Raw genomic sequence first — 20,660 nt, forward strand, 5'->3', positions numbered from 1 at the left:
CGCGCACCCCGTACCGCTCCGGTCCGCAGACGGCCAGGGAGCGCGGACGCACGCGAAACCACGGCACTGGCACCCGTCACTCCCATCATGAGCACCTTCCTCATCGAACCCGGTGCGAAGCTGGCCAACCGCTACCGCCTGGACCAAGTGGTGAGCGAGACCGGCGGCGCCACACGCTGGAAGGCCACCGACGAGACGCTCGCGCGTCCCGTGGCGGTGTGGACCTTCGCCGAGGGCTTCCCGCGCACCTCCGAGGTCGTGCGCGCGGCCCGCGCCACGAGCCGCATTCCCGACGCCCGCGTCACGCAGGTCTTCGACGCCGACGACTCCTCCCCCGTCCCCTACGTGGTCGAGGAGTGGGTCATCGGCTCCTCCCTGGCCGACCTCCTCGCGCAGGGCCCCATGGAGCCCGAGCGCGCCGCCGGGCTGGTCGCCGAGGCCGCCGAGGCGATCGCCGCCGCGCACGCCGGAGGCCTCCACCACCTGTGCCTGACCCCGAGCAAGCTCATGTGGAGCAGCGGCGGCGCGGTCAAGGTGACCGGCATCGGCGTGGACGCCGCCCTGCTGGGCGCCGGCAACCCCGACCCCGCGGCCACCGACGCCCAGGGGCTGGGCAACCTGCTCTACGCGGCGCTCACCGGGCACTGGCCCGGCGGCCCGCAGAGCGGCCTGCCCGCCGCACCCGAGGGCCCCGCGGGCCCCTACCCTCCCCACCACATCCGCCAGGGCGTCACCGAACCCCTGGGCACCATCACCACGCGCGCCGCCCTGCCGCAGCTCGCGGGACAGCTGGTGCCCGGACCGCCCATCACCTCGCCGGCCGACTTCTGCGCGGCCATGGCCGAGGTGCCCCGGCTCATCCCCCTGCCCGTCACCCAGGCCGAGGCGGCCCCGCCCGTGCCCGGGACCTCCCGGCGCACCGGCGAGTTCGACAGCACCGGCCCGCGCCGCAGCCCGCGCGGTACCCGTGGCGGGGCCGCGGGCGCACGGGACGACCAGGAGGCGCGCCACGGTTCCGTCGGACGGACGGGGTCCGCCTCGCGGGGCGGCGCCTCCGTCCGGGGCGGCTCCGAGGTGCGTGAGCGGCAGGGCCCCTCCCGGATGGAGCAGCGGACCGCGCGCACGCAGCCCTCGCTCCGCAAGATCCTGATCGGCGTGGCGGCCCTGGTGCTGTTCGCCGGTGTGGTCGTCGGCGCCTGGACGGTCGGGACGATGTTCAGCGCGGGCGGGGGCGAGGAGGCCCCGTCCGAGGGCGGCGGCGACCAGGCCGCGGACGGCGGCGGGGAGGTGGAGCTGAGCCCGCTGGAGGTCCAGGGGTCACGCGGCCTCAACCCGCACGGCAACACCGACGAGCACTCGGACAAGGCGGGCCGCGCCCACGACGGGGACACCGCCACCGAGTGGAACACCCAGGGCTACAGGGACCCGCTCAGCGCCATCAAGCCCGGCGTCGGACTCCAGCTCGACCTCGGTGCCGTCCATGAGGTCCACGAGATCGACCTCAACCTCGGCGGCAGCGGCTACGAGTTCCAGATCCTGGCCGGCGAGACCGATTCGGACAGCGAGTCCGGTTACGAGGTCGTCGGATCGGGCACGGGCGGCTCCCAGGTCGTCACCCTCGACGAGCCGGTCGAGGCCCGCTACGTCGTGGTCTGGTTCACCGAACTGGCCGGGTCCGGCGAGTGGAGGGGCACGGTCTACGAGGCCGAGGTACGAGGGGTCGAGTAGCGGAGTACGTGATCGGGTACTGATGGACGCGGTCCAGGAGCTTCCTGACCGGGAGCTGTTGACGAGGCACGCTCAGGGCGACGACCAGGCCTTCGCGGTCCTGGTGCGTCGGCACCGCGAGCGCCTTTGGGCTGTCGCCGTGCGCATGATGGGCGACCGCGAGGAGGCCTCCGACGCCCTCCAGGACGCGTTCCTGTCCGCGTTCCGCGCCGCCGACCGCTTCCGCGGCGAGGCGCAGGTGAGCACGTGGCTGCACCGGATCGTGGTGAACGCCTGCCACGACCGGCTGCGCCGCCGCAAGGTGCGCCCGGCCACCCCGACCGAGGACGAGACCCTGGACGTCATGTCCAACGAGCGTCTCGGCCGCTCGGGAGGGGGGCCGGACCACGCCTCGCAGACCGAGACGCGCCTGGACGTCAACGCCGCGCTGGACCTGCTCCCGCTGGACCAGCGCATGGCGCTGACCCTCGTGGACATGCTCGGCTACCGGGTGGAGGAGGCCGCGCAGATCCTCGACGTGGCATCGGGGACGGTCAAGAGCAGGTGTGCGCGAGGTCGCGCCAGACTTCTCCCGACGCTGGCCCATCTGAGGAACCCCCGACAGGCCGGAGACGTCACAACTGGGAGAGGAGGTGCCAACCCATCGTGACGTCCCATCCAGACGTGGAGGCACTCGCCTTCTTCGCCGAGGAGCTCCTGGAGCCCGACGAGGAACGCACCGTCGCAGCCCACATAGACACCTGCGCGACCTGCGCGGCGACCCTGGGAGAACTCACCGGGGTGGCCGAGGCGCTGGCCGCCGTACCGGCTCCCGCCCTGCCCCGGGACGTGGCCGACCTCCTCGACCAGCGCGTCGCGGAGGCGGTGCGCGAGCGCGCCACGGTGTTCCCCGCCGACGCGGGCCCCGCGCCGGGCGCGGCACCGTCGTCGGCCGGGGACGGCCCGGCGCCCGGCGGCGCCACGGTGACCCCCCTCCCACGCCGACCCCGAACCGGGCGGAGCCTCAGCAGGGCCCGGCTGATGATGCTGGCCGCCGCCGCGGCGGTCGTCGTGGGGGGCGGCGGCGCGGCCCTGTTCAACGGTGTGCTCACCCCGGGCGGCCAGGGCGGGGAGACCGGTGTCGCGGCCCCGCTGGCGGAGAACGGCCAGGAGAACGCCCCGGACACGGCGCAGTCCTACACGCCCCAGGTGGTGCGGAGCGGGACCGTCTACACCGAGGCGGCCCTGGCCGAGCAGGCCGCCCGGACGCTCGACCTGTCCCCCGTGGGCGGGACCGGTGCCGGAGGCGGGGGTGAACCCGGCGGGGGCGCGGAGACCGCTCCCCTGGCCGTCCAGGCGGCTCCCCCCGGCGTGCAGGAGTGCGTGGTGCTCCTCGGTGAGGAGTTCGGCGGGCACTTCACCCTGGTCGACGACGCCCGCTACGGCGACGGGGAGTCCCCCGCGTGGGTGCTCTTCTCCCCCCGGGGCGAGCGGTTCGAGGTGTACGTGGTCGATCCGGCCTGTGCTCAGGGCGGCGACCCCGGCCAGAACGTCCTCGCCCAGGAGACCGTCCAGGCCCCCTGAGCGCTCCGGGTCCGTGTCCGCTTGGCGCCGTGTCCCTTTGGCGCCATGTCCCTTTGACGCCGTGTCGACATGTCGCCGGGCCGGAGCCGGCCGGGGGCGTACGCTCACCGGCCTGGGCGGACCAGGCCCGTCTCGTAGGCGACCACCACCAGGCCGACCCGGTCGCGGACCCCGAGCTTGGCCAGGAGGCGCCCCACGTGGGTGCGCGCGGTCGCCGGGCTCAGGTGGAGCGCGGCACCGATCTCCTGGTTCGACATACCGCGTCCGACCAGGGCGAGCACGTCGCGCTCCCGGCCGGTGAGCACGTCCAGCCGGGAGGCGCTCCCGGGGGCGACCGCGGTGTCGGCGAGGCGCTCATCACCCTGCGGGTGACCCCCGGCGAGAGCAGGGCGTCCCCCGCCGCCACGGTGCGTACCGCGTCCCGCAGCTGCCGCGGACCAGCGTCCTTGAGCAGGAAGCCGGAGGCGCCCAGCCGCAGCGCGGTGAACACGTTGTCGTCCTCGCCGAACGTGGTGAGCACGACCACGCGGACCCCGTGGTCCGTCGACGTGTCGACATGTGCGTTTGCGGACCTCCCGGACGCGGGGCCGCCGCGGCGCTCCAGCTCGCGGAGCACCGCCAGGCCGTCCATCACGGGCATCTGGAGGTCGAGCAGGACCACGTCGGGGCGGTGGCGGTCGATGTCCACGAGCGCCTCGCGGCCGTTCTGGGACTCGGCCACCACCTCGATCCCCTCGTCGCGCTCCAGCAGCGCGCGCACCCCGGTGCGGACGAGGGGTTGGTCGTCCACGAGCAGGACCCGGATCACCGGTCGTCCCCGAGCGGCAGCAGCGCACGCACCCCGAACCCGCCGCCGGGCCGGGGCGCGGCCTCCACCGATCCGCCGACCAGGCGCACCCGTTCGCGCATCCCCGCCAGCCCGCTGCCCCCGGGGGACGCGACCGGCACGGCCGTCCCCTCGTCGGTCACCGTCACGTCGAGCATCCCGTCCCTCCTGGAGAAGGCCACCCGCGCCCGGGGGGCGCGCGCGTGGCGCAGCGTGTTCGTCAGCGCCTCCTGGACGATCCGGTAGGCGGTCGCGTCCACCATCCCGGCCACCTCGCCGGGAGCGGGCACCCCGGTCACCTCCACGTCCACCCCGGCCGCGCGCACCGTCGCCACGAGTTCGTCCAGGTGCGCGAGGGAGGAGACCCGGTCGCCGCCGGGGTCGGCCTCGCGCAGCGCGCGCACGGTGGCTCGCAGCTCGCTCAGACCCGCCCGCGAGGCCCTCGCCACGTGGTCCAGCTCGGCGCGCGCGACGGGCACGTCCGCCGGGTCGTCGTCCAGGGCCTCCACGGCCACCGCCGCGTGCAGGGACACCACGGAGAGGTGGTGCCCCACGGCGTCGTGCAGGTCGCGGGCGATACGGGTGCGTTCGAGCGCCAGGCGCTCGGCCGCCTCGGATTCGCGCGCCTGCCGGTCGAGGACCTCGATCCGCACGCGCTGGTGCTCGGCCCGGCGCCGCTGCCACTGCACGTGGCCCAGGGCCGTGGCCGCGCCCATGACGGCCACCGTGGTGGGCAGCTCGTACCCCAGGAGGTAGGCGGGGTCCTGCCCCTGCTGCAACCGGGTGAACGTGGAGACCAGGACCAGCGCGGCGGCCAGGCCCACCGACCACAGGGTGCGTCCCGCCTCCGCGGCCGAGTACAGCGCTGCGGCCACCGGGACGGCCAGGCCGATGACGGGCAGCTGGAGCACGTAGTTGGCGACGACCAGGACCGAGGTGGCGACCAGGACCGCGACCGGCCAGCGGCGCCGGACCAGCATGAGCGCGCCGAGGACCCCGGCCACCCCGTACCCGAGCGGCAGGTTCCCCGTGTCGCTGACGTCGGAGGCGACCGCGATCGCCACCACGGCGAAGACGGCGAACCCGAAGAGCGCGTCGACCACGACGCCCCGGCGGTCACTGGGCATGCGGCGATTCTACGGACCCGGCCCCGTGGCGGCACGGGACCGGGGAACCGCGCCGTTACGCGTCCGGACGTAGGCCGCAGGGGACGCGGTGCGTAGCGGCGCGCGTCCGTGCGCGGACGCGCGTTCGGGGGCCGGGCGCCTAGTGTCGGACGTCCCTTCCCCGTCCCGGGTGTGCCACCGCGCCCCGAGTCCGTGAGGTAGCCGTGGACCGTCAGCAGCCGCCCTCCGCCGAGCGCCCCGCCGCCGACGGGCCGTTCGCCGGGGTCGCGTGGTCGCTGGTGCTGGGCCTCGGGGCGCTCGCCCTGTTGCGTCCCCTGACCGACGTCACCGGCGTCGCCGATGCGCTGGACCGGCCGTTCCCGCTCCAGACGGCGCTGACCGTCCTCGTCTCCGCTGTCTGGGTGGCCGCCGTGCTGGTCACCCGTGTCCCGCGACCGCTGCTCACACTGGTGTGCACGGGGCTGGCCCACGCCGTGTTCTCGATCGTGTCGGGCGCGGTCCTGTCCCCGGCCGTGCTCGGCGGACTCCGGGGGCCGCTCACCCAGCCGTTCGGCCTCGTCGCCGTCCTGGCCCTGAACGCCCTGTGGGGGCTCGCGGCGGGCGCGGTCGCCCTGGGAGTGCGGTCGGCCCTGGACGGCCGCCAGCGGCGTCCCTGAGGGCTCCCGGCCGCCCCCGGGGACGCGCGGTCTCCCGGGGCCGTCCCGCGCCTCCCGGCTGTTCCCCCGCTCCAGGGGTCCCCGACCGCCGCGCGGACGCCGTCCGGCCGCCGACGTGCTCTCCCGGGGAGGGACCCGAAGGGTGCACGGCACCGCCTCCGACGCATACCCCACCCCCGTAACCTGGGGCGATGTCCCGAAGGGAATGCCCTGCGCCTACCATCGGTTGTGCTAACCAACTTCCCCTGAGGTCACACGGCGTGGCCAGGGCAGCGACTGTGTGAAGGGCCAACGAGCGTGAGTGACGTCCGCAATGTCATCATCATCGGTTCCGGACCGGCGGGGTACACCGCCGCCGTGTACGCCGCCCGTGCCGAGCTGCGACCCCTGGTGTTCGAGGGTTCCATCACCGCCGGCGGTGCGCTGATGAACACCACCGAGGTCGAGAACTTCCCCGGTTTCCCCGACGGTGTCATGGGCCCCGACCTCATGGACCACATGCGCAAGCAGGCGGAGCGGTTCGGCGCCGAGCTGGTGCCGGAGGACGTCACCGAGGTCGACCTCACCAAGCCGGTCAAGGAGGTCGTCGCGGGCGGTGAGACCTTCCTCGCGCACACCGTCATCCTCGCCACCGGCTCCGGCTACCGCGAGCTGGGCGTCCCCGGCGAGAAGGAGCTGTCCGGGCGCGGCACCTCCTGGTGCGCCACCTGCGACGGCTTCTTCTTCCGCGACCAGGACATCGCGGTGGTCGGCGGCGGCGACACCGCCATGGAGGAGGCCCTGTTCCTCACCCGGTTCGCGAGGTCGGTGACCGTCATCCACCGCCGCGACCAGCTGCGCGCCAGCCGCATCATGGCCGAGCGCGCGCACGCCAACGACAAGATCACCTTCCTCTGGAACTCGGCGGTCACCGAGGTCCTGGGTGAGGAGCGCGTCTCCGGCCTCAAGGTGCTCGACACCCAGACCGGCGAGACCAGCACCCTGGACGTGACCGGCCTGTTCGTCGCGATCGGCCACGACCCGCGCGTGGACCTGTTCGACAAGCAGATCGAGCTGGACGAAGAGGGCTACGTCAAGGTGGACTTCCCGTCCACGCGGACCAACCTGGAAGGCGTCTTCGCCGCGGGCGACGTCGTCGACCACCAGTACCGGCAGGCGATCACCGCCGCGGGAACCGGCTGCTCCGCCGCCCTGGACGCCGAGCGCTACCTCGCCGCGCGCGGCAACTAGAGGCGGCCGGCGCCCGGGGCCCTGCCCCGGGGCCGCCGCCACCGACTCCCCCCTCGCCCCCTGCCCCGGACACGTCGAACCAAGGAGAACCATGTCCGCTGTCAAGCACGTCACCGACGCCACCTTCAAGGAGGAGGTCCTCTCCAGCGACAAGCCCGTCCTGGTGGACTTCTGGGCCGACTGGTGCGGCCCGTGCAAGCAGATGGCCCCGGTCCTGGACAAGCTGGCCGACGAGTACGGCGACAAGATCGAGGTCGTCAAGCTCAACACCGACCAGAACCCGGAGACGCCGCGCTCCTACAACGTGCTGTCCCTGCCGACGATGAACCTCTACAAGGACGGCGAGGTCGTCAAGCAGATCATCGGCGCCAAGCCCAAGCGCCTCCTGGAGAAGGAGCTCGCGGAGTTCCTGTAACCCGGAACCCGCCGCACCCGCGGCTCCTCCGCAGGCCGGTACGGCGAAGGGCCCCCGAGATCCCAGGGATCTCGGGGGCCCTTCGCCGTACCGGGGCGCCTTCGGCCGTGATGTTTCACGTGAAACATCACCGTTGGTTCGGGCGCCCACGGGGTTCTGGAGGTGCCGGAGACGGGTGGGACGAAGCGGAGCGGAGGTCCAAAAAATACTGCCTAACCCATCTGGCTGATGATGCGCTCCAGGTCCTCGTGCGTCGCGAACTCCACGACGATCCTGCCCTTGCGCTTGCCCATGTTGACCTTCACCGTGGTGTCCAGCCGGTCGGAGAGGCGGGAGGCCCACTCCTCGACCTGGGGAGGGTTGGCGGTCCGGGTGGGGGCACGGCGGACCCTCTCCTCCTCTGGCTCCTCCCTCAGGGCCACCATCTCCTCCAGGGAGCGAACCGAGATGCCCTCCTCCACCACCCGGGCGGCGAGGCGGTCCTGGAGGTCGGGGTCCTCGACCTTCAGCAGCGTCCGCGCGTGCCCGGCGCTGAGCACACCCGCGGCCACACGCGTCTGCACCTTGGGCGGGAGGGTGAGCAGCCGCAGGGTGTTGGTGATGTGCGAACGGGACCGGCCGATCCGCTGGGCCAGCTCCCCGTGGGTGGCGCCGAAGTCGTCCAGCAGCTGCTTGTAGGCGGCAGCCTCCTCCAGGGGGGTGAGCTCCTGCCGGTGCAGGTTCTCCAGGAGCGCGTCGCGCAGCAGTTCGTCATCGTCGGTACTGCGGACGATGGCGGGGACGCGGGTGAGCCCCGCCTCCTTGCTGGCCCGCATCCGGCGCTCGCCCATGATGAGTTCGTACCGGGGGCCGCCCTCACCCTCCAGCTTGCGCACGACGATGGGCTGGAGCAGGCCGACCTCGCTGATCGAGTCCCGCAGCTCCTCCAGGGCCTGGTCGTCGAAGTACTTCCGCGGCTGCCGGGGGTTGGGGACGATCGAGCTGAGCTCGACCTCCTCCAGGTACGTCCCGTCGGGCAGGGCTTCCACCCGTGGCTCGACGGGCTGGGTCTCCTCCTCGGAGACGGTGACGGGGGCGGGGGCGGGGGCCGCGGGCCCCTGTGGGATGAGCGCCCCCAATCCCTTGCCCAGTCCGCGCCGCTGCTGGCTCACCGGCACCTCCACACTCCTCTTCCGCTTGTCAGGCCTTGGCCCTGTGGGCGATCTCCCGGGCGGCTTCCAGGTAGGCCACCGCACCGGTGGAAGCCGGGTCGTACGTCATCACCGACTGGCCGTAACTGGGCGCCTCGGACACCCGGACGCTCCGGGGGATCAGCGTCTCCAGGACGGTGTCCCCGAAGTGCGAGCGCACCTCGTCGGCCACCTGCTGGGAGAGCCTGGTCCGGCCGTCGTACATCGTCAGCAGGATGGTGCTGACCGCCAGCCCCGGGTTCAGGTGGGACTGGACGAGCTCCACGTTGCGCAGCAGCTGCCCCAGACCCTCCAGGGCGTAGTACTCGCACTGGATCGGGATCATGACCTCGTCACACGCCACCATCGCGTTGACCGTCAGCAGGCCGAGCGAGGGCGGGCAGTCGATGAGGATGTAGTCCAGGTCCGAGGTGTCGTAGGCGGCGAAGGCCCGCTTGAGCCGGGCCTCGCGCGCGACGAGCGAGACCAGTTCGATCTCGGCGCCCGCCAGGTCGATGGTCGCCGGGGCACACCAGAGGTTGGGGATCTCCGGGACCGGCTGGGCGAGCTTGCGGATCTCCTCGTCCTCCACCAGGCAGTGGTAGATGGACCGGGTCTGGTTGTCGCGCTCCATGCTGAGGGCGGTGGACGCGTTGCCCTGCGGGTCGAGGTCGACCACGAGGACGCGCTGTCCGTGCATCGCCAGGGCGGCCGCGATGTTGACCGTCGTGGTGGTCTTGCCGACGCCGCCCTTCTGGTTGGCCACACTGATCACCCGGCATTCCTTGGGCCGGGGCCAGATGTCGTCGGGCCCGCGAACCGCCATGGCCTCGTGGGCCGCACGGGCGAGCGGAGTGTCGGGAACCCCGGACGGTGTTTCACGTGAAACATCGAGCAGGTCTCCGTAGGAGGATGTTTCACGTGAAACACCGGGGTTGTCGGATGGGTTCACGAAGGAGTTCACCTCTTCCGTCCGCGCTTCTTCTTGCCGCCGCGCGCCTTCGGCGCGGGCGGACCACCGGTCACCGTGACGCGAACGACCGTGGTAGCGGGATCGACTTTACCCCGCCCCACCCTGATCACATCGCTAACGCTGGGCCGCAGTTTCGAAACGTCTTCCTCCGCGGCGGCCAGTTCGGCCTCCGCCTGCTCCCCCTTGAGCGCCAGCAGGCTGCCGCCCTCGCGCAGGAGGGGCAGGGACCACCCGGCGAGCCGGCTGAGGGGAGCGACCGCGCGGGCGGTGACGAAGTCGGTGTAGACCTCGCCGTGCGCCTCCTCGGCACGGCCGCGCCGCACCTCCACATTGGGCAGCTCCAGGATTTCCACGGCCTCGTTGAGGAAGACCGTCCGGCGCAGCAGCGGCTCCAGCAGCACCATGCGGATGTCGGGGCGCAGCAGGCCGAGCACCAGACCGGGCAGCCCGGCGCCCGAGCCGACGTCCACCACCTCCGCGCCCTCGGGAAGCAGCTCCTCCACGACGGCGCAGTTGATGAGGTGCCGCTCCCACAGGCGGGGGACCTCACGCGGACCGATCAGGCCCCGGCGCACCCCGTCGTCGGCGAGCAGTTCGGCGTAACGCCGCGCCGTCGGCAGGGAGGTGCCGAAGACCGCCTCCGCCTCCGCAGGGGGAGCGGGGAGCGCGGCGCCGGGCTCCTCAGTGCCCGAGGTCATCGGTCACCACCTGTGAACTCGTCCATCATCACTTCCATGTCGGTTCGCCACGGCGTCCGCGCACACGGCGGGACCGGTGGGCGAAGGGGGACGCGCAGCGGCGCGGAGAAAAGGGATCCACCCTGAATCCTACGCGCGGGAGGACACCGCGGTTTCACGTGAAACATCCACGGCCCCCGCTTCTGCCTTCCCTGTCCGCGGCCCTGCCACACACATGGCGAGAAGTCGACAGAGCCACATGCCGACACGGCGAGGGGATCCACATCGCAGGGGGCCGGGCACAAGCGGAGGGGGTGGCGATGTTTCACGTGAAACATCGCCACCCCCTCCGGGGTGTCCGCGCCTAGGAGGCGGGCCGCACCACCACGTAGCGGTGGGGCTCCTCCCCCTCCGACTCGCTGTGCAGACCGGCGGCGGCCACCGCGTCGTGCACGACCTTGCGCTCGAACGGGGTCATCGGCTCCAGGGGCTGGGTCTGGCCGGTCTCCTTGGCCTTGTTGGCGGCGTCCGTCCCGACCTGGAAGAGCACCTTGCGGCGGTCCTCGCGGTACCCGCCGATGTCCAGCATCAGGCGGCTGCGCTCACCGGTGGCCCGGTGCACCGCCAGCCGGGTGAGCTCCTGGAGGGCCTCCAGGACCTCACCCTTCTCCCCGATCAACTCGTCGAGGGTGGCACCGACGACGGAGACCATCGCGCGGTCGCCCTCGACGTCCATGTCGATGTCGCCGTCGAAGTCCGCGATGTCGAGGAGCCCCTCGATGTAGTCCGCGGCGATGTCGCCCTCGTTCTCCAGGGCCTCGACATCGATTCCGGCCTCAGGCGCCTCAGCCACCGCTACGCCACCGCTCTCTTCCTCGCTACTTGCCACAGCGATCCCGTCTCCTCATCCCTCACGCCCTGGCCGCCGTACGCCTCAGGGGCAGTGTCGCCTGCGCACTCGAACGCCTTCTCGGCCGGGAGCCGCAGAACCTAGCGCGGACCACCACCGGCCCGCTTGGAACGCGGCTGCTTCTTCGGCTGCTTGCGTTCGATCTTAGGCTGTTCCTTCGGCTCAGGAGCGGATTCCGCCGCCTTCTTTCGGCTGAGCATGCCCTTGGCGGAACCGTTGGCGGACGCACCGCTCTTGGCCTTGGCCTCGTCCTGGCCGGGGGCCGGCTGCCTGCTGTAGAGGAAGTGCTGCTGCCCCATGGTCCAGACGTTGGAGGTGACCCAGTAGACCAGCACACCCACGGGCATCATGAGACCGAAGAGCCCGAACAGGGGCGCCATGTACATCATGATCTTCTGGGTCTGCATCATGGGGTTGTCGGGCATCTGGGAGACGCTGCGCTTCATGCTCTGGCGCATGGTGAGGAACGTCGTCGTACCCATGATCACGCAGGCGATCGCGATGATGACCTTGGCCATGATCGGGTCGGACGCGCCGAGCGCGAGGAGCTCCTCGGGGGAGCTGTTGAACTGGGCCGCGACGGGCGCCTCGAAGATGAGCGCCGCACGCGCGCTCTCCACCAGCTCCGGGGTGAAGTTGTACTGGGCGTTGCCCTCGGCGACGCTGCGCAGCACGCTGAAGAGCGCGAAGAAGACCGGCATCTGCAGGAGGAGCGGCAGGCAACCCATGATCGGGTTGGTGCCGCTCTCCTGGTAGAGCTTCATGGACTCCCGCTGCAAGCGCTCCTTGTCGTGCTTGTAGCGCTCGCGGAGCTTCAGGATCTTGGGCTGAATGTCCTGCATCTTGCGCTGCGTGTTCATCTGCTTGACGAACAGCGGCACCAGCAGGAGCCGCATGAGCACGGTGAGCAGGACGATCGACAGGCCCCAGGCCCAGCCGCTGTCCGTGTCGAGGCCGATGTAGGTCAGACCCGAGTGGATCTGGACCAAGATCCAGCCGACGATGTTGTAAAGCCAGTCCAGCACCGGCCAACTCCTATGTGATTCGCTTCAGCTACTGGTCCCCGGGAGGGGTTCCGGTGTGGCCGGCTCCGCCCGCAGACTCCTCGGACTCCCCGTTCCGGCGCCCCCTGGGCGGCGGAACCGGATCAAGCCCCCCCGGATTGAAGGGGTGGCAACGGGCGATACGCCGGGCTCCCAGCCACAACCCGTACAGAGCTCCGTGCACGCGCAGCGCCTCGACGGCGTACGCGCTGCACGAGGGGTAGAAACGGCAGACCGGGGGGAAGAGCGGGCTGATGAAGCGCTGGTAACCCCGGATGGGCAGGATCAACACGCGCGCGAACACCGTCGGTCTGTGCTCGGTCATCGGCCCCACCGCTCTCCGCCCTCGTCCGGGCGTCGGTTCCCTGCTGTCTCGCGCACCGCGGGATCGGCCACCGGGGGCCGAGGCCGGCCCCGGCCAGACCGGCGGCGCGACGACGTCCCGCGGGGGCGCGTCGCCGCGGCGATCGCGCTGTCGAGTTGGGCGGCCAGGTCCTCGTGCCGCGCGGTGGCGGCGGCGGGTCGGGCGCGCACTACAAGCAGGCTACCGTTTGGCAGAACAGCCAACCGAGACCGCATCAGGTGGCGCAGTCTGCGCTGTACGCGCTTGCGCACCACCGCTCCCCCGACCGCCTTGCTGACCACGAACCCGACCCGCGGGGGGTCGGCGTCCGCGACACCGGAGGGCGGGGGGAGGTAGACGACGCCCAGGCAGTCCCTGGACGCGCGCCGTCCCGAACGCATGACGGAGCCGAACTCGGCGCTGTGGCGCATCCGGTTCCTCGGCGAGAGCATCGGCTTCCTTCGTGCTTCGGTACTTCTCCCACGACAAAGGGACCGGCCGGCGAGAAGGCCGGACGGTCCCGAAGGGCTTGGTGCTGGGCGTGGCCTAGTGGCTCACGGTCAGCGCCGCGCGCCCCTTACGACGGCGCGAGGCGATGATGGCGCGACCGGCGCGCGTACGCATGCGCAGCCGGAAGCCGTGGACCTTCGCGCGACGCCGGTTGTTCGGCTGGTACGTACGCTTGCTCACTACTGGCTCCAGGGGCGTGTCAGGATAAGTACTACGACAGACCCCCAGGATATGCGGGGCCTACGGGTGCATGAGCCGTGGCCGCGCCTCCGTGCGAACACGGGCGCAGGCAGATCGTCGGCATAAGCATAAAGAAGATACGACCTGGTCCGGCCGGGGTCAAATCGGGCCTGTGGACGGCGGTTCCACGCGTCCGGCCCGGCCCCTCCCCTCCCCGCCTCCGCGCTCGCTCACGGACGGTCGGCGTGGGACCCGCACCCGCCTCTCCCCCGGCCCGCCCTGTGGACGACTCGTTGTCCACAGGCGTGTGAGACTTCCACACCCCCCGGCGTCTGTGGATAACCTCAGCCTGTGGATAACTTGCCCCTCGCACTGGTCGGCGCTCCCCCGATGCCGGGAGCAACCCTCTTACACACCTTCTGATCTGCACATTGTGGATAACTCTGCGCGGCGAGCGGAGATCTGCCATCCTGTGGACAAGCCTGTGGAAAACCTGTGGACAACCCCCTGAAGCTGTGGATACCGGGGCTGTGGCCACAGAGGCGCAGCTCAGGGGGCCGTGAAGTTATCCACAGGCACATAACCACCCAAACAAGCTGATTTCGCCCCCTGACCCGACCCGGCACCGCCGTGGGAGGAGGACAATGGGAAGTCGCTCCCCGCGGCCCCAGGTCCCGCGAGCGCCCACCCGACCGACGCGCCACGGGCTTCGCCGTGGTCACCACGTCCCCTTCCGCCCCCCACTCCGCACCGCACAGACCCGTACCGAAGGGACAAGCACCCATGGCAGGTCGTCTTGGCTGACGCACAGGTCAACCTCGCAGTGGTCTGGTCCAGCGTCCTGGACGGGATCGACAACGACTCCCTCCCCGCGCACCAGCGCGCATGGCTGCCGCAGACCCGTCCGCTGGGCCTGATCGAGGACACCGCGCTCATCGCGGCGCCCAACGAGTTCACCAAGAAGGTGCTGGAGACACGCCTGTACCCGGCGATCAGCAAGGCGCTCTCCGCCCACCTGGGCCGGGAGATCCGGGTCGCGGTGACGGTCGACCCGACCGCGGTGCCGACCCCGCCGCCCACCCCGACGCCGCCCGCCGCCCCGGGGCCGCAGGGCCCGCGCAGCGTGGAGGGGCACACCGCGCCCGCCTTCTCCCCCGTCGTGCCGGGCACCGCCCCCGGCCCGACCCGGCCGACGGCTCCCCCGGCGGCGCCCGCGGACGCCCAGCGGGCCGTGACCGGCTCCCGGGGACAGCACGCGCGTCCGGCGGCCGAGGCGGCCGAGCAGCCCGCACCGTGGCCCTCGGCCCCTGCTCCGGCCCCGGAGCAGGCCGACCTGCTGGGACCCACGCCCCCGGCCGACCCCTCCCCCACCGACGAGGCGCCGCACACGGTCCGCGACGCGCCCGCGCCCTGGGTCCAGCAGACCTTCGCCTCCCCCCAGGAGACGCCCACCGCGCCCCCGCTGTGGGAGCAGCCCTCGGCGCTGGAACGGCCGCAGGAGCCCACGGGGTGGCAGCAGCAACCCTGGACGGACCCGGAGTGGGACCGCCCCAACCGCTGGGAGACCCCGCGGGAGGAGGCGCCCGCGGCGCCGGGGGCGGAGTCGGCCGAGGAGGCCGCGCAGCCCGCTCCGGAGGCCGTGGAGGCCCCCGTGGAGGACGAGGCCCCGAAGGCCCCCTCCTCTCCCCCGGGGCGCTCGCAGGAGGTCCCGCCGGGCGAGCACGCGCGCCTGAACCCGAAGTACACCTTCGACACCTTCGTCATCGGCTCCAGCAACCGCTTCGCGCACGCGGCGTCGGTGGCGGCCGCCGAGGCTCCGGCCAAGGCCTACAACCCGCTGTTCATCCACGGCGGTTCGGGGCTGGGCAAGACCCACCTGCTGCACGCCATCGGGCACTACACGCACCGCCTCTACGAGGGTTCGCGGGTGCGGTACGTCAGCTCGGAGGAGTTCACCAACGAGTTCATCAACTCGATCCGGGACGGCAAGGCGGACGGGTTCCGCCGCCGGTACCGCGACATCGACGTGCTCCTGGTGGACGACATCCAGTTCCTGGAGAACAAGGAGCAGACGCAGGAGGAGTTCTTCCACACCTTCAACACGCTGCACAACTCCGACAAGCAGATCGTCATCTCCAGCGACCGGCCGCCCAAGCAGCTGACCACCCTGGAGGACCGGATGCGCAGCCGGTTCGAGTGGGGGCTGCTCACCGACGTCCAGCCGCCCGAGCTGGAGACCCGGATCGCCATCCTGCGCAAGAAGGCGGCGCAGGAGGGGCTGGCGGCCCCGCCCGAGGTGCTGGAGTTCATCGCGAGCAAGATCTCCACCAACATCCGGGAACTGGAGGGCGCGCTGATCCGCGTGACCGCCTTCGCCAGCCTGAACCGGCAGTCGGTGGACCTGGACCTGACCAGCCAGGTGCTGCGGGACCTGGTGCCCAGCACCGAGGTCCCCGAGGTCACGGCGGGGGCGATCATGTCCCAGACGGCCGCCTACTTCGGCCTGACGGTCGAGGACCTGTGCGGGACCTCGCGCTCCCGGGTGCTGGTGACCGCCCGGCAGATCGCCATGTACCTGTGCCGGGAGCTGACCGAGCTGTCCCTGCCCAAGATCGGGCAGCAGTTCGGCCGCGACCACACCACGGTCATGCACGCCGAGCGCAAGGTCCGCGGGCTGATGGCCGAGCGCCGGTCCATCTACAACCAGGTGCACGAGCTCACCAGCCGGATCAAGGACCAGCCCTCGCTGACCTGATCCACAGACTGTGCACGAGCCGCGGGGCGGCCTCCGGGACGGGGGCCGCCCCGCGGCGTTCGGTCCGCGGCCCGCAGCGGTGTGTCGGCCTGTGGACACGGCCACCTGTCGACACAGCCACCTGTCGACACGTCCCCAAGGCGACGCAGTCACAAGGCGGCACACGTTATCCACAGGGCCCCACCACGCCTGCGGCCGAGTTATCCACAGGCTTGTGCGCACGAACGCCCGTCTCTGGAGGGGTTCGCCGCCTCTGCCGACCTCCGGACGGGTTCGTGCCCGGCACGCCCTGTTCTCCCTGTTTTCCAGGCCTTCCGGGGCCGCTGTTGCCCTTCCCACACCTGGTCGGAGGCCTCCGCGCCGGTGTTCTGCCCGAGGAAGGGGAAACTCCCCTGTGGACAAACCTGTGCACAGACCCTTTGTCGGGGTTCGGGTGTTCTGTGGAGGGGCTCGGAAAAAAATTTTGGCGCTCTCTCGCCCAAGTTATCCACAGGAGGGGGGTCAAATCTGTGGACAACCCTGTGGACAACCTGTGGAAAAGCGCGTCGAGCCTGTGGGTAACCACCCCTGTCCCTGTGGACACGGCGGTGGGCCATCCGATGACTGAACCACCGATCCTTGTGGAGAACCTGGGGAAAACCTGTGGACGAAGCTGTGGACGGAGTGTGGAAAACCTGGGGACGGCTTCGTTCGTCCACAGGGGGGCCAAGTTACCCACAGGGTTACCCACAGGCCCTGTGGACAAAAATCCGCAGGTTGACCTGCGAAAACAAGGGTTATCCACACTATCCACAGGCCCTACTACTACTGCGCACCTTCATTAACCAAGATGTGGCTTCACAACCGCTCCGCGGAAAATCTGTGGACAACTCTCCGAGACAGGCGCGACGACAGCCCGGTGCTGAGCTGTCAGCGGCAGCGGGTGAATCCGGGTAACGTGTGGTCTCGCCCCTGTCCTCCGCCGCCCGCATCCGAGCGGTGACCCCGTACGGGATCCGAGACAGCTCCCGGCGCCACCGGCGCGGCCTCCACAGCCCTGTGGACGGAGCCCTCGGCGGACCCACAGATCCACGAGCTGCAACGTTGAGGCTTCGACCGGCACGCCGGTCGTGCGGAAAGTGAGTCGGAAAGTGAAGTTCCGGGTCGAACGCGACGTACTGGCCGAGGCGGTCGCCTGGACCGCGCGCACACTCCCGACGCGCCCCTCGGTGCCGGTGCTCGTCGGCATCCTGCTGGAGGCCGGTGAGTTCGACGGCCGCCAGCAGCTGCGCCTGTCCGGCTTCGACTACGAGGTCTCCACCCAGGCCGCGGTGGACGTCGAGGTCGAGGAGCCGGGGACGGTCCTGGTCACCGGTAAGCTCCTGGCCGAGATCACCCGCAACCTTCCCGCGCAGCCCGTGGAGATCTCCACCGACGGCGCCAAGGTCGTCGTCACCGGCGGCAGCGCGAAGTTCACCCTGACCACCATGCCGGTGGAGGACTACCCCACGCTCCCGGAGATGCCCGGTGTGAGCGGGACCGTCGGCAGCGACGCCTTCGCCGCCGCGGTCAGCCAGGTGGCCGTGGCCGCCGGGCGCGACGACACCCTGCCGATGCTCACCGGCGTGCGCGTCGAGATCGAGGGCGAGACCATCACGCTCGCCTCCACCGACCGCTACCGCCTGGCCGTGCGCGAGTTCACCTGGAAGCCGGAGAACCCCGACCTGTCCGCGGTCGCGCTGGTCCCGGCCAAGACCCTCCACGACACCGCCAAGTCGCTCACCTCGGGCGCCGAGGTCTCGATCGCCCTCTCGGACGGCGGCTCCGGCGAGGGCATGATCGGCTTCGAGGGCGGCGGCCGCCGCACCACGACCCGCCTGCTCGACGGCGAGTTCCCCAAGTACCGGGCGCTGCTGCCGGACACCTTCAACTCGGTGGCCGAGGTCAGCCGCTCCGAGTTCGTCGAGGCGGTCAAGCGCGTCTCGCTGGTCGCCGAGCGCAACACCCCGCTGCGGTTGTCCTTCAGCCAGGGCCAGCTGGTCCTGGAGGCGGGCACCGGCGAGGAGGCGCAGGCGGTCGAGGTCCTGGAGGCCGACCTGGACGGCGACGACATCCAGATCGCCTTCAACTCCGGGTTCCTCCTGGACGGGCTCGGCGCCATCGGCACCGACGTGGCCCGCCTGCACTTCACCACCTCGACCAAGCCGTCGATCCTGACCGGCAAGCCCGCGGAGGAGGGTTCCTCCCCCGAGTACCGCTACCTGATCATGCCGGTGCGTCAGCCGGGCTGATCCGCGGCCGGTTCGATTGACTGGCACCTGCCGGATCCGGTCCGCGACCCGGGCCGGCCGGCGTCCATCCACAGGCGGCGAAGGGGAGCAGAGCAACCATGCAGCTCGGAATGATCGGTCTCGGCAAGATGGGCGGCAACATGGCCGCCCGGCTGCGGGAGAAGGGCCACGAGGTCGTCGGGTACGACGTCGCCTCGCCGGAGCGCGACGTCGACACCCTGGCCGGACTGGTCGAACGGCTGGCCGCCCCCCGGGTGGTCTGGGTGATGGTCCCCGCGGGCGACCCCACAGCCGCGACCATCGCCGAACTGGGCGAGCTCCTGGACGAGGGGGACCTCGTCATCGAGGGGGGCAACTCCCACTACGCGGACGACCGCGTCCGCGCCAAGGCCCTGGCGGAGAAGGGCGTCGGCTACCTCGACGTCGGTGTCAGCGGCGGTGTCTGGGGCCGCCAGAACGGTTACGGCATCATGGTCGGCGGCCCGGCCGAGGAGGTCGAGAAGGCCCGTCCGGTCTTCGACTCCCTCGTGCCCGAGGAGGGCGTGGGCTTCGTCCACGCCGGAGCGGTCGGCGCCGGACACTTCGTCAAGATGGTCCACAACGGCATCGAGTACGGCATGATGCAGGCCTTCGGCGAGGGCTACGAGCTCATGGTCGCCTCCGGCCTCGTGGACGACGTCCCCGGCACGTTCGAGAGCTGGCGCGAGGGCACCGTGGTGCGCTCCTGGCTGCTGGACCTGCTCTCGCGGGCCCTGGAGGAGGACCCCGAGCTGTCGCGCCTGCGCGGCTACGCCGAGGACTCCGGCGAGGGCCGCTGGACCGTCCAGGCCGCCGTGGACCTCGCGGTCCCGGCCCCGGCGATCACCTCCTCCCTGTACGCGCGGTTCGCCTCCCGCCAGGACGACAGCCCGGCGATGAAGGTCGTGGCGGCCCTGCGCAACCAGTTCGGCGGACACGCCGTGCACCGCGCCGAGACCTCCGACGACATCGACGTCTGAGGCGTCCTCCCCCCGACCCGGGGACGCAGCCCACGGGCCGTCCCCGGGAGCGACCCCTTCCCCCGACCGCCGCCGCCCCAGGAGGAAGGCCGGATGTACGTATCCCACCTGCAACTGGCCGACTTCCGGTCCTACCGTGAGGCCCTCGTGGAGATGGGCCCCGGTGTGAGCGTGTTCGTCGGCGCCAACGGCCAGGGCAAGACCAACCTGGTCGAGGCGATCGGCTACGTGGCCACCCTCGGCAGCCACCGGGTCTCCTCCGACACCCCGCTGGTCCGCCAGGGAGCCCCCCGCGCGATCGTCCGGGCCAAGGTGGTGCGCGACGAGCGGTCCATGGTCGTGGACCTGGAGCTCAACCCCGGCAGGGCCAACCGGGCCCGGATCAACCAGGCGCCCGCGGGCCGTCCGCGCGAGGTCCTGGGGATCCTGCGCACCGTGCTCTTCGCCCCGGAGGACCTGGCCCTGGTCAAGGGCGACCCCGGCGAGCGGCGCCGGTTCCTGGACGACCTGCTGGTGGCGCGCGCGCCCCGGATGGCGGGCGTGCGCTCGGACTACGACCGGGTGCTCAAGCAGCGCAACGCCCTGCTCAAGTCGGCCTCCGGCCGGATGTTCCGCCAGCGCTCGGCGCCCGACCTGAGCACGCTGGAGGTGTGGGACTCCCACCTGGCGGAGACGGGCGCGGAGCTGCTGGCGGCGCGGCTGGAGCTGGTGGAGGAGCTGCGCCCGAGGATCGCCGAGGCCTACGCCGGGCTGACCGACTCCGGGGGCCCGGCCGTCCCCGACTACCGCAGCGGCGCGGTCCCCGAGGGGGTCGAACCGCCGACCGGCCGTCCACAGCTTGTGGAAACCCTGCGCGCGGCCATGGCCGAGGCCCGCGACCGCGAGCTCCAGCGCGGCGTCAGCCTGGTGGGCCCGCACCGCGACGACCTGGTCCTGCGACTGGGCGGGATGCCCGCCAAGGGCTACGCCAGCCAGGGCGAGTCCTGGTCGTACGCCCTCTCGCTCAAGCTGGCCGCCTTCGACCTGCTGCGCTCCGACGGCGACGACCCGGTGCTGATCCTGGACGACGTGTTCGCCGAGCTGGACAGCGAGCGCCGCCGCAGGCTGGCCGAGCGCGTCGGCGACGCTGAACAGGTCCTGGTGACCGCGGCCGTGCCCGAGGACATCCCCAAGGAGCTGGACGGGGCCCGGTTCGGCGTGCGCGAGGGGGGCGTCGCGGGTGAGTGAGCGTTATCCACACCCTGTGGACCGGGGATCGGCCTCCGGCGCGGCCGACCACGGCGGCGG

The 20,660-nt window shown here is 71.6% G+C and carries 19 protein-coding genes and 1 pseudogene; 10 read left to right on the plus strand and 10 right to left on the minus strand.

Annotated features, from left to right (window positions below; genetic code table 11):
* Positions 1 to 87 precede the first annotated feature (87 nt).
* The 3 genes from G011_RS0116930 to G011_RS0116940 are packed head-to-tail and all read left to right on the plus strand — an operon-like array spanning position 88 to position 3,291.
* Positions 88 to 1,728: a protein kinase family protein gene (locus G011_RS0116930; protein ID WP_019609521.1), complete on the plus strand. Its 1,641-nt coding sequence runs from the start codon at positions 88 to 90 to the stop codon at positions 1,726 to 1,728.
* A gap of 22 nt (positions 1,729 to 1,750) precedes the next feature.
* Positions 1,751 to 2,377, plus strand: a complete 627-nt coding sequence (gene sigM / locus G011_RS0116935; RefSeq protein ID WP_019609522.1) for an RNA polymerase sigma factor SigM — start codon at positions 1,751 to 1,753, stop codon at positions 2,375 to 2,377.
* Entirely contained in the window at positions 2,374 to 3,291 is a 918-nt protein-coding gene (locus G011_RS0116940) for a hypothetical protein (protein ID WP_155979793.1), read from the plus strand. The genes sigM and G011_RS0116940 overlap by 4 nt, the downstream gene beginning before the upstream one ends.
* 104 nt (positions 3,292 to 3,395) lie before the next feature.
* Here G011_RS0116940 and G011_RS29940 read toward each other — a convergent pair.
* Positions 3,396 to 4,099: pseudogene (locus G011_RS29940) on the minus strand (response regulator).
* Entirely contained in the window at positions 4,096 to 5,244 is a 1,149-nt protein-coding gene (locus G011_RS0116950) for a sensor histidine kinase (protein WP_019609525.1), read from the minus strand. The pseudogene G011_RS29940 and the gene G011_RS0116950 overlap by 4 nt, the downstream one beginning before the upstream one ends.
* 203 nt (positions 5,245 to 5,447) lie before the next feature.
* Here G011_RS0116950 and G011_RS0116955 point away from each other — a divergent pair, with 203 nt between their 5' ends.
* The 3 genes from G011_RS0116955 to trxA all read left to right on the plus strand — a co-directional run bounded on the left by G011_RS0116955 (position 5,448) and on the right by trxA (position 7,545).
* Positions 5,448 to 5,900: a hypothetical protein gene (locus G011_RS0116955; RefSeq protein WP_019609526.1), complete on the plus strand. Its 453-nt coding sequence runs from the start codon at positions 5,448 to 5,450 to the stop codon at positions 5,898 to 5,900.
* 297 nt (positions 5,901 to 6,197) lie between these two features.
* The gene (gene trxB, locus G011_RS0116960; protein ID WP_013155849.1) at positions 6,198 to 7,130 is read left to right on the plus strand and encodes a thioredoxin-disulfide reductase; all 933 of its coding nucleotides are present in this window, start codon (positions 6,198 to 6,200) and stop codon (positions 7,128 to 7,130) included.
* A gap of 91 nt (positions 7,131 to 7,221) precedes the next feature.
* Entirely contained in the window at positions 7,222 to 7,545 is a 324-nt protein-coding gene (gene trxA / locus G011_RS0116965) for a thioredoxin (RefSeq protein WP_019609527.1), read from the plus strand.
* A gap of 212 nt (positions 7,546 to 7,757) precedes the next feature.
* On the opposite strand, the gene G011_RS0116970 is transcribed toward trxA, so the two are convergent.
* The 8 genes from G011_RS0116970 to rpmH all read right to left on the minus strand — a co-directional run bounded on the left by G011_RS0116970 (position 7,758) and on the right by rpmH (position 13,350).
* Positions 7,758 to 8,696 carry a ParB/RepB/Spo0J family partition protein gene (locus G011_RS0116970; RefSeq protein WP_026338382.1) on the minus strand — a complete coding sequence of 313 codons (939 nt, stop codon included), beginning with the start codon at positions 8,694 to 8,696 and terminating at the stop codon, positions 7,758 to 7,760.
* A gap of 28 nt (positions 8,697 to 8,724) precedes the next feature.
* Positions 8,725 to 9,540 carry a ParA family protein gene (locus G011_RS0116975; RefSeq protein WP_026338383.1) on the minus strand — a complete coding sequence of 272 codons (816 nt, stop codon included), beginning with the start codon at positions 9,538 to 9,540 and terminating at the stop codon, positions 8,725 to 8,727.
* A gap of 134 nt (positions 9,541 to 9,674) precedes the next feature.
* Positions 9,675 to 10,385 carry a 16S rRNA (guanine(527)-N(7))-methyltransferase RsmG gene (gene rsmG / locus G011_RS0116980; RefSeq protein WP_019609530.1) on the minus strand — a complete coding sequence of 237 codons (711 nt, stop codon included), beginning with the start codon at positions 10,383 to 10,385 and terminating at the stop codon, positions 9,675 to 9,677.
* A 343-nt stretch (positions 10,386 to 10,728) separates the two neighbouring features.
* Positions 10,729 to 11,217 (minus strand): R3H domain-containing nucleic acid-binding protein, encoded by a 489-nt coding sequence (locus tag G011_RS0116985; RefSeq protein ID WP_019609531.1) that lies wholly within the window; start codon positions 11,215 to 11,217, stop codon positions 10,729 to 10,731.
* A gap of 137 nt (positions 11,218 to 11,354) precedes the next feature.
* Complete coding sequence (gene yidC / locus G011_RS0116990) at positions 11,355 to 12,299, minus strand: membrane protein insertase YidC (RefSeq protein ID WP_019609532.1); 945 nt, start codon at positions 12,297 to 12,299, stop codon at positions 11,355 to 11,357.
* 28 nt (positions 12,300 to 12,327) lie between these two features.
* A complete protein-coding gene (gene yidD / locus G011_RS0116995; protein ID WP_026338384.1) occupies positions 12,328 to 12,642 on the minus strand; it encodes a membrane protein insertion efficiency factor YidD in 315 nt (104 codons plus the stop codon).
* On the minus strand, positions 12,639 to 13,112 hold the full coding sequence (gene rnpA / locus G011_RS0117000) for a ribonuclease P protein component (RefSeq protein ID WP_019609533.1): 474 nt from the start codon (positions 13,110 to 13,112) through the stop codon (positions 12,639 to 12,641). The genes yidD and rnpA overlap by 4 nt, the downstream gene beginning before the upstream one ends.
* Positions 13,113 to 13,206: 94 nt before the next feature.
* Positions 13,207 to 13,350, minus strand: coding sequence for a 50S ribosomal protein L34 (gene rpmH / locus G011_RS31185; RefSeq protein ID WP_013155858.1), 144 nt, complete (start codon positions 13,348 to 13,350; stop codon positions 13,207 to 13,209).
* A gap of 823 nt (positions 13,351 to 14,173) precedes the next feature.
* On the opposite strand from rpmH, the gene dnaA reads away from it, so the two are divergent.
* The 4 genes from dnaA (at position 14,174) to recF (ending at position 20,600) form a co-directional block, all read left to right on the plus strand.
* Positions 14,174 to 16,105, plus strand: coding sequence for a chromosomal replication initiator protein DnaA (gene dnaA, locus G011_RS0117005; protein WP_019609534.1), 1,932 nt, complete (start codon positions 14,174 to 14,176; stop codon positions 16,103 to 16,105).
* Between the two features lie 1,130 nt (positions 16,106 to 17,235).
* The gene (gene dnaN, locus G011_RS0117010; RefSeq protein ID WP_019609535.1) at positions 17,236 to 18,375 is read left to right on the plus strand and encodes a DNA polymerase III subunit beta; all 1,140 of its coding nucleotides are present in this window, start codon (positions 17,236 to 17,238) and stop codon (positions 18,373 to 18,375) included.
* A 98-nt stretch (positions 18,376 to 18,473) separates the two neighbouring features.
* Entirely contained in the window at positions 18,474 to 19,373 is a 900-nt protein-coding gene (gene gnd / locus G011_RS0117015) for a phosphogluconate dehydrogenase (NAD(+)-dependent, decarboxylating) (protein WP_019609536.1), read from the plus strand.
* Positions 19,374 to 19,466: 93 nt separating this feature from the next.
* Entirely contained in the window at positions 19,467 to 20,600 is a 1,134-nt protein-coding gene (recF, locus tag G011_RS0117020; protein ID WP_013151064.1) for a DNA replication/repair protein RecF, read from the plus strand.
* Positions 20,601 to 20,660 lie beyond the last annotated feature (60 nt).

It is taken from the genome of Nocardiopsis sp. CNS-639 (assembly GCF_000381685.1).
Taxonomy (GTDB): Bacteria; Actinomycetota; Actinomycetes; order Streptosporangiales; family Streptosporangiaceae; genus Nocardiopsis; species Nocardiopsis dassonvillei.

Bases quoted from the DNA above. Each gene is read 5' to 3' on its own strand.
- sigM (WP_019609522.1), top strand. From the start codon at position 1,751: ATGGACGCGGTCCAGGAGCTTCCTGACCGGGAGCTGTTGACGAGGCAC.
- yidD (WP_026338384.1), bottom strand. From the start codon at position 12,642: ATGACCGAGCACAGACCGACGGTGTTCGCGCGCGTGTTGATCCTGCCC.
- G011_RS0116950 (WP_019609525.1), bottom strand. From the start codon at position 5,244: ATGCCCAGTGACCGCCGGGGCGTCGTGGTCGACGCGCTCTTCGGGTTC.
- G011_RS0116930 (WP_019609521.1), top strand. From the start codon at position 88: ATGAGCACCTTCCTCATCGAACCCGGTGCGAAGCTGGCCAACCGCTAC.
- trxA (WP_019609527.1), top strand. From the start codon at position 7,222: ATGTCCGCTGTCAAGCACGTCACCGACGCCACCTTCAAGGAGGAGGTC.
- rsmG (WP_019609530.1), bottom strand. From the start codon at position 10,385: ATGACCTCGGGCACTGAGGAGCCCGGCGCCGCGCTCCCCGCTCCCCCT.
- gnd (WP_019609536.1), top strand. From the start codon at position 18,474: ATGCAGCTCGGAATGATCGGTCTCGGCAAGATGGGCGGCAACATGGCC.
- rnpA (WP_019609533.1), bottom strand. From the start codon at position 13,112: ATGCTCTCGCCGAGGAACCGGATGCGCCACAGCGCCGAGTTCGGCTCC.
- G011_RS0116975 (WP_026338383.1), bottom strand. From the start codon at position 9,540: ATGGCGGTTCGCGGGCCCGACGACATCTGGCCCCGGCCCAAGGAATGC.
- recF (WP_013151064.1), top strand. From the start codon at position 19,467: ATGTACGTATCCCACCTGCAACTGGCCGACTTCCGGTCCTACCGTGAG.